Source organism: Capnocytophaga gingivalis ATCC 33624 (assembly GCF_000174755.1).
Lineage (GTDB): Bacteria > Bacteroidota > Bacteroidia > Flavobacteriales > Flavobacteriaceae > Capnocytophaga > Capnocytophaga gingivalis.
Window position 1 is genome coordinate 18,154 of record NZ_ACLQ01000001.1, and the last position, 15,067, is coordinate 33,220.

At 38.1% G+C, this 15,067-nt stretch carries 12 protein-coding genes and 1 tRNA gene; 10 read left to right on the forward strand and 3 right to left on the reverse strand.

Annotation, left to right across the window (positions count from 1 at the left end; all coding sequences use genetic code 11):
* Nucleotides 1–174: 174 nt before the first annotated feature.
* Together rodA and mrdA are read right to left on the reverse strand one after the other, a co-directional pair.
* A complete protein-coding gene (rodA, locus tag CAPGI0001_RS00135; protein WP_002665471.1) occupies nt 175–1,440 on the reverse strand; it encodes a rod shape-determining protein RodA in 1,266 nt (421 codons plus the stop codon).
* 8 nt (nt 1,441–1,448) lie between these two features.
* Nucleotides 1,449–3,314, reverse strand: a complete 1,866-nt coding sequence (gene mrdA / locus CAPGI0001_RS00140) for a penicillin-binding protein 2 (protein ID WP_002665408.1) — start codon at nt 3,312–3,314, stop codon at nt 1,449–1,451.
* A gap of 818 nt (nt 3,315–4,132) precedes the next feature.
* Here mrdA and CAPGI0001_RS00145 point away from each other — a divergent pair.
* The 5 genes from CAPGI0001_RS00145 to CAPGI0001_RS00160 all read left to right on the forward strand — a co-directional run bounded on the left by CAPGI0001_RS00145 (nt 4,133) and on the right by CAPGI0001_RS00160 (nt 8,781).
* Nucleotides 4,133–5,488 carry an RHS repeat domain-containing protein gene (locus CAPGI0001_RS00145; protein ID WP_002665407.1) on the forward strand — a complete coding sequence of 452 codons (1,356 nt, stop codon included), beginning with the start codon at nt 4,133–4,135 and terminating at the stop codon, nt 5,486–5,488.
* 157 nt (nt 5,489–5,645) lie between these two features.
* A complete protein-coding gene (locus CAPGI0001_RS00150; RefSeq protein WP_002665382.1) occupies nt 5,646–5,972 on the forward strand; it encodes a hypothetical protein in 327 nt (108 codons plus the stop codon).
* On the forward strand, nt 5,938–6,093 hold the full coding sequence (locus CAPGI0001_RS12865) for a hypothetical protein (RefSeq protein WP_002665416.1): 156 nt from the start codon (nt 5,938–5,940) through the stop codon (nt 6,091–6,093). Before CAPGI0001_RS00150 ends, CAPGI0001_RS12865 begins: the two co-directional genes overlap by 35 nt.
* Before the next feature lie 498 nt (nt 6,094–6,591).
* Nucleotides 6,592–7,095 (forward strand): hypothetical protein, encoded by a 504-nt coding sequence (locus tag CAPGI0001_RS00155; RefSeq protein WP_002665400.1) that lies wholly within the window; start codon nt 6,592–6,594, stop codon nt 7,093–7,095.
* Between the two features lie 192 nt (nt 7,096–7,287).
* Nucleotides 7,288–8,781 carry a YfcC family protein gene (locus CAPGI0001_RS00160; RefSeq protein ID WP_002665432.1) on the forward strand — a complete coding sequence of 498 codons (1,494 nt, stop codon included), beginning with the start codon at nt 7,288–7,290 and terminating at the stop codon, nt 8,779–8,781.
* Nucleotides 8,782–8,857: 76 nt separating this feature from the next.
* Here the strand turns inward: CAPGI0001_RS00160 and CAPGI0001_RS00165 are convergent, their stop codons facing one another.
* Nucleotides 8,858–11,200, reverse strand: a complete 2,343-nt coding sequence (locus CAPGI0001_RS00165; RefSeq protein ID WP_002665419.1) for a penicillin-binding protein 1A — start codon at nt 11,198–11,200, stop codon at nt 8,858–8,860.
* A 228-nt stretch (nt 11,201–11,428) separates the two neighbouring features.
* On the opposite strand from CAPGI0001_RS00165, the gene CAPGI0001_RS00170 reads away from it, so the two are divergent.
* From CAPGI0001_RS00170 to CAPGI0001_RS00195, 5 genes are all read left to right on the forward strand, one after another.
* Nucleotides 11,429–12,427: a glycosyltransferase family 2 protein gene (locus CAPGI0001_RS00170; RefSeq protein WP_040359168.1), complete on the forward strand. Its 999-nt coding sequence runs from the start codon at nt 11,429–11,431 to the stop codon at nt 12,425–12,427.
* Nucleotides 12,428–12,568: 141 nt separating this feature from the next.
* Nucleotides 12,569–12,642 (forward strand) — tRNA-Asn (locus tag CAPGI0001_RS00175).
* Nucleotides 12,643–12,786: 144 nt separating this feature from the next.
* On the forward strand, nt 12,787–13,338 hold the full coding sequence (locus tag CAPGI0001_RS00180) for a hypothetical protein (protein ID WP_002665442.1): 552 nt from the start codon (nt 12,787–12,789) through the stop codon (nt 13,336–13,338).
* A 505-nt stretch (nt 13,339–13,843) separates the two neighbouring features.
* Nucleotides 13,844–14,170, forward strand: coding sequence for a hypothetical protein (locus CAPGI0001_RS00190; RefSeq protein WP_040359171.1), 327 nt, complete (start codon nt 13,844–13,846; stop codon nt 14,168–14,170).
* 218 nt (nt 14,171–14,388) lie between these two features.
* On the forward strand, nt 14,389–15,051 hold the full coding sequence (locus CAPGI0001_RS00195) for a hypothetical protein (RefSeq protein ID WP_002665411.1): 663 nt from the start codon (nt 14,389–14,391) through the stop codon (nt 15,049–15,051).
* Nucleotides 15,052–15,067: the final 16 nt, after the last annotated feature.

Here is a 15,067-nt window from a genome sequence, read left to right on the forward strand (position 1 = left end):
ACCTTTCTCTCTTGCATTCAAGCAAAGAAGAAAGGTATTAGAAAACACAACAAATATACGTTTTTTTTCTATATGTATGAGAGAAAAAGAAATTTTTTTAGAATAGTGAGCAGTGAGCAGAGAACAGAGCTTTAGCATATCATTGATCATTGAACATTAATCATTAATCATTGCTCAGTGTTTTTCCTTATTCATATTCAGCCTTAGGAAGATAAATAGTAGCATGGTAAATCCCCATAGTCCAGAACCTCCATAGCTGAAAAAGGGTAGGGGAATCCCTATGGTAGGCATGATTCCTATGACCATACTGATATTGATAAAGAAGTGAATGAAAAAGATAGCTGCTACACAATATCCGTAGATACGGTAAAATTTGCATCTCTGGTTTTCAGCCAGATACCATATTCTTAGACAGAGTATAGCAAAGAGTAGGGTCACAGTTGTGGTACCATAGAAGCCCCATTCCTCACCCAAGGTGGTGAAGATATAGTCGGTATGCTGTTCTGGAACAAAGTCCCCTTTGGTGAGGGTACCCTCCAAGAAGCCTTTTCCTGACAGTCCACCGGAGGAGATAGCCGATTCGGCTTGAAGGGTGTTGTAGGCCACAGTCTGGCGTAGGGTCTGGCTGTCAGTAATCTCATTCTCCAAGCGCAACCATAGGCTAAAACGATCTCGGTGGTGTTGTTTGAAGACATTGTAGAAGATAAAATTGGCTGAAAAGGAAGTCAGCACACATAACAAGACCAATAAAGACACATTCTTATAGGGAATATGTCCCTTTTGTTTCTTGACCCAATATCCATATATACAGGTAAGTAGCGAGAAAAAGGTAATTGTATTACCCATGCCAAACTTGAGAGTGGATAGAAAAACACTCAGAAACAATAACATCAGAAAGACAAAGGACGAACTCATTCCCTCGCGGTTCAGGGCAAAGATAAAAGCCCCATAGACCAAGGTACTCCCAGGGTCTGGTTGTAAAATGATCAAAAAACAAGGAACTACAATGATTACTAACACGTTAAGCAAATCCTTAAAACGACGAATATCCGTCTGGATATGGCTTAGCTGTTTGGCAAAGAGCAGTGCTGTAGCCGTCTTGGCAAACTCTGCCGGCTGGATCGTCACTGGCCCCAAAGCATACCACGCCTTGGCTCCATTGATCGTCTTCCCAAAGATGAGTACTCCTACCAAGAGCAGTATAGCAAAAATATAAAAAATCTCTGCCGAATTCTCATAGAATTGGGCTTCTATAGCCAAAATGAAGAGGATAAGTAACACACTGGTACAAACAAAAAATAGCTGCTTGCTCGCATGTTGCGAAAAATCCATCAGGTTGGTCGTATGTTCATTATAGCCTGTGGCATAGATACAGACCCATCCGATGGTCACCAAAGCAAAGTATAGTAAGACACTGATCCAGTCAAGATGTTTGAGCATAATATTGTTTATTGGTTAATAGAAAAAGGTCGTCCTGAGTAGGGCTTAGCATATTCCTCTTCTAAGCTCTTCTCAATCATTCGTTTCTCGAGGTCTTTTCTTTTCACATTCTTAGTGAGGTATTTCTCTATCATAAGTGAGGCTATAGGTCCGGCAATACGGGCGCCGAAGTATCCGTTTTCTACCACTACGACGATAGCTATTTTAGGATCTTCTATAGGGGCCATGGCCATGAATATAGAGTGGTCTGTAAGCTGCATACGCTTGCCATTGACACGGATGTAGTTCTCAGCTGTTCCTGTCTTGGCAGCCACATTCACACTATCTATCTGAGTGCCTCGGGAGGTACCTCCTGTGTAGGAAAGATTCATCCCCTTGATGATAGGGTCGAAGTATTGGGGAGCCACACCGGTATGCTTCACTTCTGTATATTGGGTGAAGGGGGTGGTTTTCCCATCTATCTTTCGGACAATGTGAGGGGTGTAGTAGTCCCCCTTGTTGGCAATAGCCGATAAGGCATTGGCCAGCTGTAGCGGAGTGACTAAGACTTCTCCTTGTCCTATCCCGTTGGAGATATTGGTGGTGGCGCGCCATCCGTTCTCTCCATAGTGACGATTGTAGAAGGCGGCATCTGGGATATATCCCTTACGCCCTATAGGGAAGTCACTGCCTAAATATTCCCCAAAGCCGAAACTCCTTAGGTCATTCCCCCATGCGGTAATCCCTTGTGCTGGGGTGGGGTATTTCTCTATGATTTTGCGATATTCGTGTGCAAAATAGGCGTTGCAAGAGGTGGCAATAGCATGTAGCATATCCAGTGGCGAGGCATGAGCGTGGCACTTCATTACTCGGTTTCCGTAGTGATAACCACCATTACAAGAGACTACTGATTGTGGCGTCATCACCCCTTCTTGTAAGCCTAAAAGGGCAGTGAAGGGCTTGAAGGTTGATCCCGGTGGATATTCCGCCAAAAGGGCTCTGTCAAAAAGAGGTTTGGCTATGGAGTCATTGTATAGTAGGGTGTAGTTCTGTGAACGCTTGCGCCCCACCAGTAGGTTGGGATCATACGAAGGAGCGGAGACAAGGGCTAAGATCTCCCCACTCTTGGGCTCTATAGCGACAATACTCCCTCGCTTGCACTGCATGAGGATCTCTCCATAGCTTTGTAGATCGTCATCTATGGTCAGTTCTAAGGATTTTCCCGCTACAGGAAGGGTGTCGTAAGCCCCGTTCTTATAGGAGCCTATCACTCGGTTGAACTTGTCTTTCTGTAGGTAGCGAACCCCTTTTTTCCCTCTTAGGAAATCCTCATATTGTTTTTCTACTCCTTGGCGACCGATGATCTCTCCAGCTAAGTAATAGGGGTTATTCTTGAGCTCCCAATCATTGACCTCACTGATATACCCCAATACGTTGGCTCCACTATAGGTCTCATAGTGCCTGAGCAAGCGTTTTTGTACAAAAAAACCACTGAACTTTCTCAGCTTCTCTTGTAGGGGAGCATATTCTTCCTTTGAGAGTTGGCTGACAAAAACCGAAGGCTTGCGGTAGGAATATTTCTTTGCTTTGTCAAGCTCTTCCCTAAAGCGTACAATATCAATACCTACAAGGTTACAGAACTCCAAGGTGTCTAAGGGTTTTACTTCTCTGGGAATAACCATGATATCATAGGCAGATTGGTTGGTCACCAGTAGCTTGCCATTGCGATCGTATATGTAACCACGCTCGGGATAGTCATAGGACACTTCGATGGCTACATCACTGGCTATGCTATCTTTACGGGATTCTTTTTCAAGTACTTGCAAATAAAAAAGTCGGGCTAATATAGAGAGGGTTCCCACACAAATAACAAATGGGAGAAATATCTTTTTCATCTTATCTAAGGGTGCTAATTCAGCGTGGCAAAAATAAGCATTATATCTGAAAGCTACAATATAAAAAACGGTAAATTATAGGGTGGCTCTTCACATTTCCTTGATAAGAAAAAAAGAAAGTGTTTTTTCTGTCTATTTATGTGAAAAAATAGAAGATATACGTAAAAATGTATGAATCGGATAGTTGATGTAAAATATTTTTCTAAATTCTGTACAAAATACAAAGAACGAAATAGGGTAAAATACCTCTTTTTTTTAACTTTTTATGAGGCTATTCATAAAATAATAACCCTTTAGGTAGATGGAATAAAAAAGGATACAAAATAATACATCGATATAATCTTTTTACAAAAATGATAAATAATTGTTATATAATTGCTTTATATATGACAAAATTAAGACAATCTTTTTCTTATTCTATTTATAAATTATTAGGGATTATTTTTTTAAAATAGTTATATTTAGTTAAATATAATTTTAACTTTTATTTTATTTTATTGATAATCAATTTTATTATATGTATATGATATATAACAAAGGACTGTTAAGTGTTTTAATAGATTGTGAATTAAAATAAAAAACGTATATTTGCAAAAAAATAAAGATATCTACTGATTCTATACTATTTTACTCTAATGCAAGAAGAACAATTTTTTTAGCTGAACAATTATAGAGACTAAAAACGTAATGTAGAAATTTAATAACTATTTAGGATGAAACTGATTTTACCAAGAGTAAAACAAGCTTTACTCTTTACTTGTTTTTCAACCTTTCTTTTTGCATAACAAACGGGTAAGAAAGATTACAAAAACACTTTGATGGGGAATGTCAAGAGTGTACGTATCACCACTTATGTAGCCTTAGACAAAGGAGGTGGGAAGTTTGGAAAGGGAAGTGTGGCCAAAGGAATGGACAACTTTCTGATTTCTTATGACAAAAAAGGAAATGTAACCGATAGGGTAGCTTATTACACCAATGGAAAGGTGTGGTATACCAAAAAGTATGTATATGAAGGGATTGATATCCCTAAGGAAGTGCCAGAGAAAATGGTGGTACAGCCTAAGGAAAAGGTTGCCTTAGAAAAAACAGAAGAAGGATTCCGTGGTAAGGTTGTTTACCGATACGACAAAAAAGGACAGAAAACTGAAGAATCTTCTTTTGACTCTAAAGGAACGCTCCTCTGGCGCTATGTATACCGTTATAACAATAAGGGACATCTCTTGGAAAAAGATAACTTTGATACACAAGCCAACTTGATTTTTCGTGAATCTTATCGCTATGATACCAATGAAAAAGTCTTGGAAAAAACCATTACCATGAATAACCAAACCGCTTATAAGTGTGTATGGCAGTATGATGACAAGGGGAAAGTTGTTGAAAAGGAGGAATATTTTACCGAACTAATCACTCCTGAAAAACTTGATAAGCTCGTCATTGATGAAATCAATACTCAGGGAGTACTCTGGAAAAAGATAAAATATTCTTATGATAACAAGGGAAATCGTGTAGAAGTCAATGTCTATGACGCTCAGAAAAAGGAAGCTCCTAAGTATGTTGGAGGTGCACAACAGCCTAAAAAAGAGCAGCCTAAACAACCTTCTTATGATGAGCTACCCAATCCTAAGCTCCTTTATACAGACGAACATGACAACTTGGGCAATCTTTGGAAAAAGGATACTTATGTGTATGATGACAAAGGTCAGATTATTGAGGTGAAAAGTGTCGATAATGAAGGGAAACCACTCTTCCGCTACACTTATAAGTACGATGCTAAGGGCAGAGAAATAGAGCGTATCAATTATGACAAGAGTAATGAGATGATTCAAAAGACTACTCATTTGTATGACCTCAAAGGTCACCTCTTGGAACGTGCTGAGTATGACGCTTATGGGGAACTGATTCAGCGCAATACTTATAAATACAATGACAAAGACCAGATCATAGAGCAGAAAGGGCACAATACCAATGGTTCACTGGCTTTCCTTATTAAGTTCTCTTACAATCACTTGGGCGAATGTGTAGAATCTGTAACCACCAAGCCTAAAGGGGAACAGACTTCCAAACTGGTTCAGGAGTACAAATTGGATGACCATAACAATTGGATAAAACTTACTCAATATGCTGAGGGTAAGGCTACTTATATAACAGAATGTACTATAGAATATTATCCATAAAATTGATTTTTGTACACAAATTAAGGACAAAAATCACAGACTTTCGAAAGACTACTTTTTAAAGTAGTCTTTTTTATGTTAAATAAATGTTATTCTTATGTTTTCACTAAATAATTTTATACTTTTGTACCTCGGAAATAAGTAAATATATTATAAGATGAAACAGTCACTTCTCTCTATTGCAGGGTTGGTGTGTTGTGCAGCTTTTGCACAAAGCATTGGAAAAGAAAATTATAAGAAATCTCTCAATGGACCTGTAAGTAGTATCTGTGTGATTACTTACAAGGCTTTGGATAAGGGAGGTGGAAATTATGGCAAAGGAGAAATAGAAAAAGGAATGGAAAATTTTCTGATCTCCTATGACAAAAAAGGAAATATGACCGAGAAAATCGCCTATTATCCTAATGGAAGTGTGTGGTGGACAGCAAGCTATATACGGAGGGAGCGATGTGAAAAAAGTAGCTCCTGTAAAAAAGGAAATTAAAAAAGCTGCTCCATTAGAGAAAGGAGAAGAAGGTTTCAAAGGGAAAGTGGTCTATCGCTATGATAAAAAAGGCCAAAAAACCGAAGAGGCTTCCTACGATGATAAGCAAATGCTCCTCTGACGCTATGTATATCGCTATGATGACAGGGGCAACCAGTTAGAGCGTGATAGCTTCGATGCTCAGGGAACACTCATCAGTAGAGAATCTTGCCGCTATGATACCGCCAATCATATGGTGGAAAAAACAATTACAGTCAAAAACTAAACAGCTTATCAGGTCAAGTGGGAGTATGATGACAAAGGAAAAGTTGCTAAAAAGGAAGAGTTCTTTACCGAACATATCACACCTGAAAAAATCAATAGCCTCATAGAGGATGAGCTACGTATCAAAGGGGTACTCTGGAAAAAGTTCGTCTATACCTATGATAACAAAGGAAATAGAACGGAGGTTAATGTATATGATGCCAAGGCAAGTGAGCATCCTACTAAGAATCCTTCGGCTGGTACTGAAAAACCTAAAGAAGAGGAACCTAAAAAACTCTCTTATGATGAGATTCCTGACCCTAAGCTCTTCTTTGTAGAAGAGTATAACAATGCAGGAGTACTCTGGAAAAAGGATGTGTATGTTTATGATGATAATGGCAAAATCACTCAGGTGAAAAGCATGGACAACAAGGACAAACCTCAGTTTAACTATGTGTATACCTATGATGAGAATGGCAATGAAACCTCTCGTACTACCCTTGATAAGAATGACAAGCAAGTACAGAAGATTTCCTATACTTATGATACCAAAGGAAATGTAACTGAAATGGTAGAGCATGATGCACAAGGGGCACTCGCTCAGAAGGAAACTTATAAATATAATGAAAAAAATCAAAAGGTAGAGCAACAGGGGGACAACTTCAATGGAAGCTTAGCGTATACTTTTAAATATTTCTATAATCCTAAGGGAGAACTTATTGAGACCCGTACTTTCAATCCACAAGGGGATCTTACCTCCAAGCTCACCCAGCATTTCAAAACGGATGCTTACAAAAATTGGGTAGAGCGTATCCAATATACTGATAGTAAAGGATCTTATATAACAGAACGTACCATAGAATATCACAAGAGTAATTAAAACGGTTATAGTTGTTTATTTTTATACAAGAGACTATCCTAATAGGGGTAGTCTTTCTCGTTTGAGATTAAGATAAAGATAATTTCGTTTTTTTGTTGATTATACTCTATTTTTTTACTATCTTTGTACGATTGTAGTGGGCTATATAAGTTGCTCTAAATGATTCTTATGCAAGAAAAATTATTATAAAAGATGAAAAAAATAAAATTTCCGACACCCTACACTGTCCTTGTGATAGTTATGATTTTTGCTGCAACCCTCACTTGGCTCTTACCCTCAGGTGGCTATGATACACTTTGGTATGATAAGGGTAAAGATGTTTTTGTGATTCAAAGTGTAGATAAGACTCAGGAAGTACCCGCTACTCAAGAGGCGCTTACCAGCCGCAATATCTCTATTACTCTTGACAAATTCAAAGAGCAGAAGATCAAGAACCCAATCTCTATTCCTAATACCTACCAAGAGCGCAAAGCAACTCCACAAGGGATCACAGAGGTACTTTTTGCACCTATCAAGGGAATATATGAAGCGGTGAGCTTGATTCTCTTTGTACTCTTTATAGGGGGCTTTATAGGAGTATTCAATAGCTCAGGGGCGCTCAATCAGGGGGTGGGCTATCTGGCACATCGCTTCAGAGGGAAGGAGGGAATTCTCATTATCGTGCTCTCTACCCTGATGGCACTGGGGGGGACTACCTTTGGGTTGGCAGAAGAAACACTGGCCTTTTACCCTATGTTGGTGCCTATTTTCTTAGCAGCTGGCTATGATCTATTGGTGCCTTTGGCGGTAATTTTTGTAAGTGCCAATGTGGGGTCTTTGGCATCTACAGCCAATCCTTTTGCGGTGATTATCGCTTCGGATGCTGCGGGAGTCGATTGGACTTCTGGACTTACCATACGTGCTGTGGCTTTGGTACTTTGTTTGGTCATTAGTATTGTTTACATCATTCGCTATGCAGAAAAAGTAAAGAAGAATCCTGAAAAATCCTTGGTATATGGAACTACTGTACCTGAAATATATGCCTCCAATACACCGGAAACAACCCATAGTTTGAAATTTTCTACCAAGATACAGTTATTTATCTTTGCACTTACCTTTGTAGTAATGATTGTAGGAGTTTCCCAGTGGGAGTGGTGGTTTCAGGAGATGACGGGCTTATTCTTGGTAGCAGCTATCGTGATAGCAATTCTTCAGCGTACAGGCGAGGAGAAGTTCATAGAGCATTTCCTCACAGGGGCTAGAGATCTTTTGGGAGTAGCCTTTATCATAGGTATAGCCAGAGGGGTTTCTTTTATCCTGAACGAAGGACAGATATCAGGTACTATACTCTACTATGCGACAGAACTTGTTCAGGGGATGTCTCCTATGCTTTTCTTACCTATACTGATGCTTATTTTTGGGGTATTGAGTTTATTTATCGCTTCCAGTTCCGGTATGGCTGTGCTCACTATGCCTATTATGGGTGCTTTGGCAACAGTTGTAGGGGTAGAGGGGGACAATGTGGTGACCGCTTACCTCTTCGGTATGGGAATGATGGCGCTGATCACTCCTACAGGGATGACACTTCCTTCGCTGACTATGGTCAATGTCAATTATAACCAATGGCTTCGATTTGCTTGGCCTTTGATGGTTATTTATGCCGTTGTCCTTACCCTTCTGCTATGGATAGATAGTGGACAGTTATAGTAAGGATAAATATATTATAGAAAAGAGGAGATAAGCTCAAGAGCTTATCTCCTCTATCTTGAAATATAAGTATTTCTTAGAAGTTTATTTCAGAGTCATCACCTATAGTCTCTACAGGGTCATTGCCCTTACAGTCAAGGTCTGAACTGCTAATCATACTTGCACCGTCTTTGTCCTTAGGAATAGGGAAGGGGGCAGTGGATACCTCTAAGTCTTTGTTTTCATAGATTTTCTTCATGTAGTAGCCCCATATAGGCAGCGCCATAGTAGCTCCTTGTCCCAGTTGTATCCCCTTGAAGTGGACAGACCTATCTTCACCACCTACCCATACGCCAGTTACTAAGTTAGGCACCATTCCCATGAACCATCCATCGGATTGGTTCTGTGTAGTTCCCGTTTTTCCTGCGATAGGGTTCTTAAAGGCATAAGGATAGCCAGTGATAACATTCTTATAAATATTGTTATACCCATCAGCTCCTTTGGTGCGCAATCGAGCCCCAGAACCAGACTGAGTAACCCCTTCCATCAGCTTCACTACGGTATAGGCTTTTACAGGGTTGATAGCATTTCTTACCTCTGGAGTATATTCATATAATATACGTCCGTCCTTATCCTCTATACGGGTGATAAATACCGGTTTTCTGTAGTTCCCTTGGTTGGCAAAAGCCCCATAAGCGCCTACCATTTCGAATAGGGTAATATCAGCAGAACCTAAAGCGATAGAAGGTAGTTCAGGGATATTGGAAGTGATCCCCAAGTCCTTGATGAGTTTTACTACAGGTACAGGCCCCACATCGTCCATGAGCTTGGCTGTGATTGAGTTGATCGAGTTGGCCAGTGCTGCTTTTAGGGTCATCATTTTTCCACTATAGCTACCATTAGTATTGTGAGGGCACCACTCTTTTCCATTGCCAAATTTGCCAGCTTCTATACAGGTTTTTACATCAGGAATCTGGGTACAAGGGGTATAACCGAGTTGGTCAATAGCTGCTGCATATACAAAAGGTTTGAAGGCAGACCCTACCTGACGAGCCCCTTGGTATACTTGGTCGTATTTGAAATTGTTATAATCAATTCCTCCTACCCACGCCTTGATATGTCCTGTCTGTGGTTCCATGGACATGATAGCTGTACGCAAGAAAGCCTTATAGTAACGGATAGAGTCATAAGGAGTCATGATTGTATCAATAGTGCCATGCCAAGAAAATACCTGCATAGGTGTTTTCTTATAGAAGGAATCACGGATTTCCTTTTCAGAATGGCCTAAGTACTTCATCTGTGCCCAGCGCTCGGAGTTCTTCATGGCACGTTCCATGAGCTTATCGATCTCCTCTTTGGAAAGTTTTACAAAGGGGAAAGTCTTGTTATTCTTTATGTTATTCTCCTTGAAGAAAGCCTTTTGTAGGTTTTTCATGTGATTCTTTACCGCTTCCTCCGCTATGGCTTGCATACGAGAATCTATAGTGGTATATATCTTAAGTCCATCGGAATAGATGTCATACTTAGAGCCATCAGGCTTGAGGTTTTCTTCCTTATTAACCCAGTCCTTCATGAAGGAACGTAGGTGTTCACGAAAATAAGTAGCAATCCCCTCATTGTGCCCTTCTGGATTGAAGTTCAGTTGTAAGGGGAGTTTTTGTAAGGAATCCTTTTCCTTTGTTGTGAGGTAGTGATTCTTTTCCATCTGGGCGAGCACCACATTGCGACGGTTGATGACCCCTTGAGGGTTTTTTCTTGGGTTGTATAAGGACGAGTTCTTGAACATACCTACCAGCATAGCCCCTTCCTCTATTTTGAGATCCTTGGGCTCTTTGCCAAAATAGATACGAGAAGCCGAGCGGATACCATCGGCATTGTTGTTGAAGTCATATTGGTTGAAATACATTGTAAGTATTTCTTTTTTAGTATATTGTCTTTCCAAGCGAATGGCGATAATCCATTCTTTTATTTTCTGTAAATAGCGTTCACTCGTTTTTTTAGAACCCTCACGGTGGAAGAGTAGCTTGGCCAGCTGTTGTGTAATGGTAGAAGCTCCTCCTCGCCTACCGAGGAAGACAATTGCTCGTAGTGTACCTCGCATATCGATACCAGAGTGATCCTCAAAACGCTCATCCTCAGTGGCTATCAGCGCATTGACTAAGTGTTCGGGCAGATCCTTGTAAGTGACAGCCGTACGGTTGTCATTGAAGTAGAATTTGCCCAATATCTTACCATCAGAAGAGTAGATACGAGTAGCGAAATTTGTCTCAGGGTTTTCTAATCCCTTGAAATCAGGCATTTCTCCAAAAGCGCCCCATGAGGCTAATAGGAAGACAAATATCACTGCGGTTATTCCCACAAGGATAGTGCCCCAAAAGTATTTTAACAATCTCTTTCTCGAAAAAACTCCTTTGGAGGGTGTTGCTTTTTTAGTTCCCATATTCAGTGCATTAAGACTTTTCAAATTTGTGGCAAATGTACAATAATATTTACAATTATAGTTCTTAGGTGCGGAAATTATGATTTATTTAAAGAATGATTTTGGTAATTTAGTGATTTTTATATACATAATTGTTTATAAAAAAAAATATTCCTCAAAAGCCTTATAAAAACAAATGTTTTTACTACCTTTGTCCTTGAGAAATAACCTTAACAAAAAGAAATGTCCTTGAAATACTCCCTGATCATACCTGTATATAACCGTCCAGAAGAGGTGAAAGAACTTTTGGAGACCATAGCTGCACAGACATTTGCAGGTGATTTTGAAACAATAGTTATAGAAGATGGCTCTACCCTTTCCTCCCGAGAAGTGGTGGCGGAGTATACCTCAAGGATAGCAATTACCTATTTAGAAAAAGAAAATTCAGGACCAGGTGATTCTCGGAATTATGGCATGGAGAGAGCTTCTGGAGATTACTTTATCATATTGGATTCCGATTGTCTGTTACCGGATCATTATTTAGAATCGGTGGATGAGTTCTTGGGAAGGCACTATGTAGATTGTTTTGGGGGTGCGGATGCAGCGACAGAACACTTTACCCCTATCCAGAAGGCGATTAACTATGCGATGACTTCGCTACTGACCACCGGAGGGATACGAGGGAATAAGCGAGCTGTGAGTAAGTTCGAGCCTCGTAGCTTCAATATGGGACTCTCTCGCAGGGCTTTCCAGGCTACAGGAGGCTTTGGTCGTATACACCCTGGGGAAGACCCCGATCTTACAATACGCTTGTGGGAGAAAGGTTTTGAAACAGCCTTTGTAGAGGAAGCTTTTGTATACCATAAAAGACGTATCTCATGGGAGAAGTATTTTCAACAAGTTAAGAAATTCGGACAGACACGTGCGATCCTTAACAGGTGGCATCCCCAGTCAAGGAAGATAGTACATTGGTTTCCTACCCTTTTCCTCATAGGCTTTCTCATATCTTTACTTTTATTATTTGTAGGAGAATGGGGATTTATATTTATATATATAGCCTATTTTATCCTAATTTTCTTTGATAGCAAGCGAATCAATCACAGCAGCCAGATCGGATATTTATCAGTTTGGGCGGTTTGTTTGCAATTTTACGCTTACGGAACAGGATTTTTAGGCGCGACTTTGAGGATTTTGAGTAGTAAAAAGTCTCCCGAAGAGCTGTTTCCTAAATTATTTTTCAAAAAATAAATATTGAAAATCAATTAGTTGAAAAATATTTTCAAGAAATAAGAAAAAAAGTACAGAAAAAATTTGTCAGTATCAAAAAATGTTGTAATTTTGCACTCGGAAAATTGATAAAGAAATCAGGTTTTCCAAATAAAAATTCATTCCTCCTTAGCTCAGTTGGTTAGAGCATCTGACTGTTAATCAGAGGGTCACTGGTTCAAGTCCAGTAGGGGGAGCAACAAGGTAATACTTTGATACTCAAAGTGTTACCTTTATTTTTTTACCCTAAAATTAGATTTGTAAATTTACGAATCGGCAAGGTAAACGACATGGTAAAAATTACAAGTAAAATTTCCAATAAATAGATTTATAAAAAAGCAATGAAAGAAGAGTCTGATATTCCTTTGTTGAAGTCTTATAATAAAGATACAACTGTTATTGAGACAGATCCTTTTATGGAAAAAGAGATAGAAGAACTCATACGAGCTTATGCCCAACCTCAAGAGATTATAAGAAGACTAAGAGATGTAGGTTATTCGGAAGAAGAAGTAAGGCAAAGTTATAAGTTTCAATTTTATTGTGAAATATTAAAACAAATCCAAAAAGATAAAGAAGAAGAGAAAGCAGAATTGCGCCTTTCTATACCCTTTATTATTTCATTAGTAGTATTTTCTTTATTTTCTTTGGCTGCGACAATAGGAATTTTCTTTTCGGTATATTTCATATTTTTAGCACTTCCTCTATGGGTTCTTACCTATGGTTTTTACAAACTTAATAAGCTTTCTATTATCATATGGGGAATACTTTTATTGATATTATCTATACTTGGATGTATTGCTTTATTCTCTGGTTCAGGGAAGGTCTTCGCTGCTTTCGTTCCAGTGGGGACTGCTTTGTTAAATTATTTGGCTGATCTTTTAAAAAGGAGTTAAGTTAGAATCTATTTTTATAATGAAACTGTATAGAATTATATTTTTATTTTGGATTTACAATATTTTTGCGATATTTCAGTTTTCTTGGATGGCTGGAGTCTGGTTTGATTCAGAAGATTTGATGCAACGATCAGATTATGAAATATATAAACCTCCTCTGTGGCAATATCAATTGTATTACATATTGTTTGGAGTGTATGTAGTGATTAGTTCTTTGTTATTATACCTTTGGCAAAAGAAGATTAGAAATACTGAAGGAGGAATAATTGTATGGGTGTTACATATTATATGGGTGTTATTTTTTATATTAGGCTGGATGATTTCTATTTGAAAAATGTTTTTTTATATTGTGAAGTTTCTGATTTTCAGCAACTTTACCGAAAATAAAGCAACTTTATATTAGGTCAAGGGAGATTAAGGCATGAACAACGCACTCGCCCCACTGGTGAATATGTATATAAATCAAGACCCGATAAGGTTAATACTGAAAAACTTGCTAATAACTATGAGAAAAGAAGTTTTAGAATTAAAAAATATTGGGCGAATGCCCACAGAAACATTAGAAGATACAGAGGGTATTTTGTCTCTAATAGAAAAATATGACTCTTTGATTTCTAACATAGAAAGTCCGATTAGTCTTGAAGAAGCAAAAGTAATAATTTCTATTTTCCCTGAAGGTTTTTTCTATGACTTACATTGGGACTTAGTAAGACTCATTGAAAGTTTTTTAATACAAAACGAACAACAATATTTGGAAATTATTAACCAATGTCCAAGTGAAGAATGGAAAGAAGTACTAAACACGCGATATATTAACTGGAAAAAAGGGTAATGTCTTAGGTGTGTTGTTAAAGATTCAATGTGTTACCAATCAGTGAAATACAAAAGAGCCAAAGTTTTATTTCTACTTCTTGTTATAGGAATGTAAGAGATGAGCTACAAAAAACCAGCGGTGTGAGCCATATCGGCAATTATCGGAGTAATGGGAAACTAAAAAGGTTATATATGGCTGATATAGGAGCAAGAATAAAGGAATAAATTGTATTTGGTATGGAAAAATATGTGTTAGATTATAGTGAAACCTCCTATTTTAAAGGACTTAGAATATTATATCCGTATATAGAAGAAGGTCTTTTATATGCACAACAAAATAATATAAAAGATATTTGTGTATGGACTCAAGGTGATTGGACAAAACAAAATGTAAATTTTGATTTCCTAAATGGGAAAAGTTTTATTGAAACATTTCACTGGTTGGTTCCAATGTCAAAAAAGACAGATGTTACTGGAATATACAATTTGCTCAATTTAAAAGAATTGAGATGGGGCTTCTATGATTTGGATCTTTCCTATTTTAAAGAACTTGAAAGACTTAATATAACATATAGCGCTAAGATTTTAGGTTGGAATTCTCTAAAGAAAGTAACACATCTTACTATTGGGGGAGTGAAAACTCAAGATTTATCCTTTTTAGAAGATATGGATAACTTAGAGTATTTGCGTATTATAAAAGGAACTTTTTCTACAATAAAAGGTGTTGATAGATGTAATAAACTGAAAACTATTTTTATTCAGGGATGTAATTCTTTATTGGATATAAAAGATACTCTAATAAATAATAAAAATATTGAAAACTTACTTTTAGAAAGATGTAAGAATGTAATTTTAGAAGGTATAGAATCTTTAGGTTTAAAGAATTTATCAGTAATATAGAGAAGGCATAAAGGAC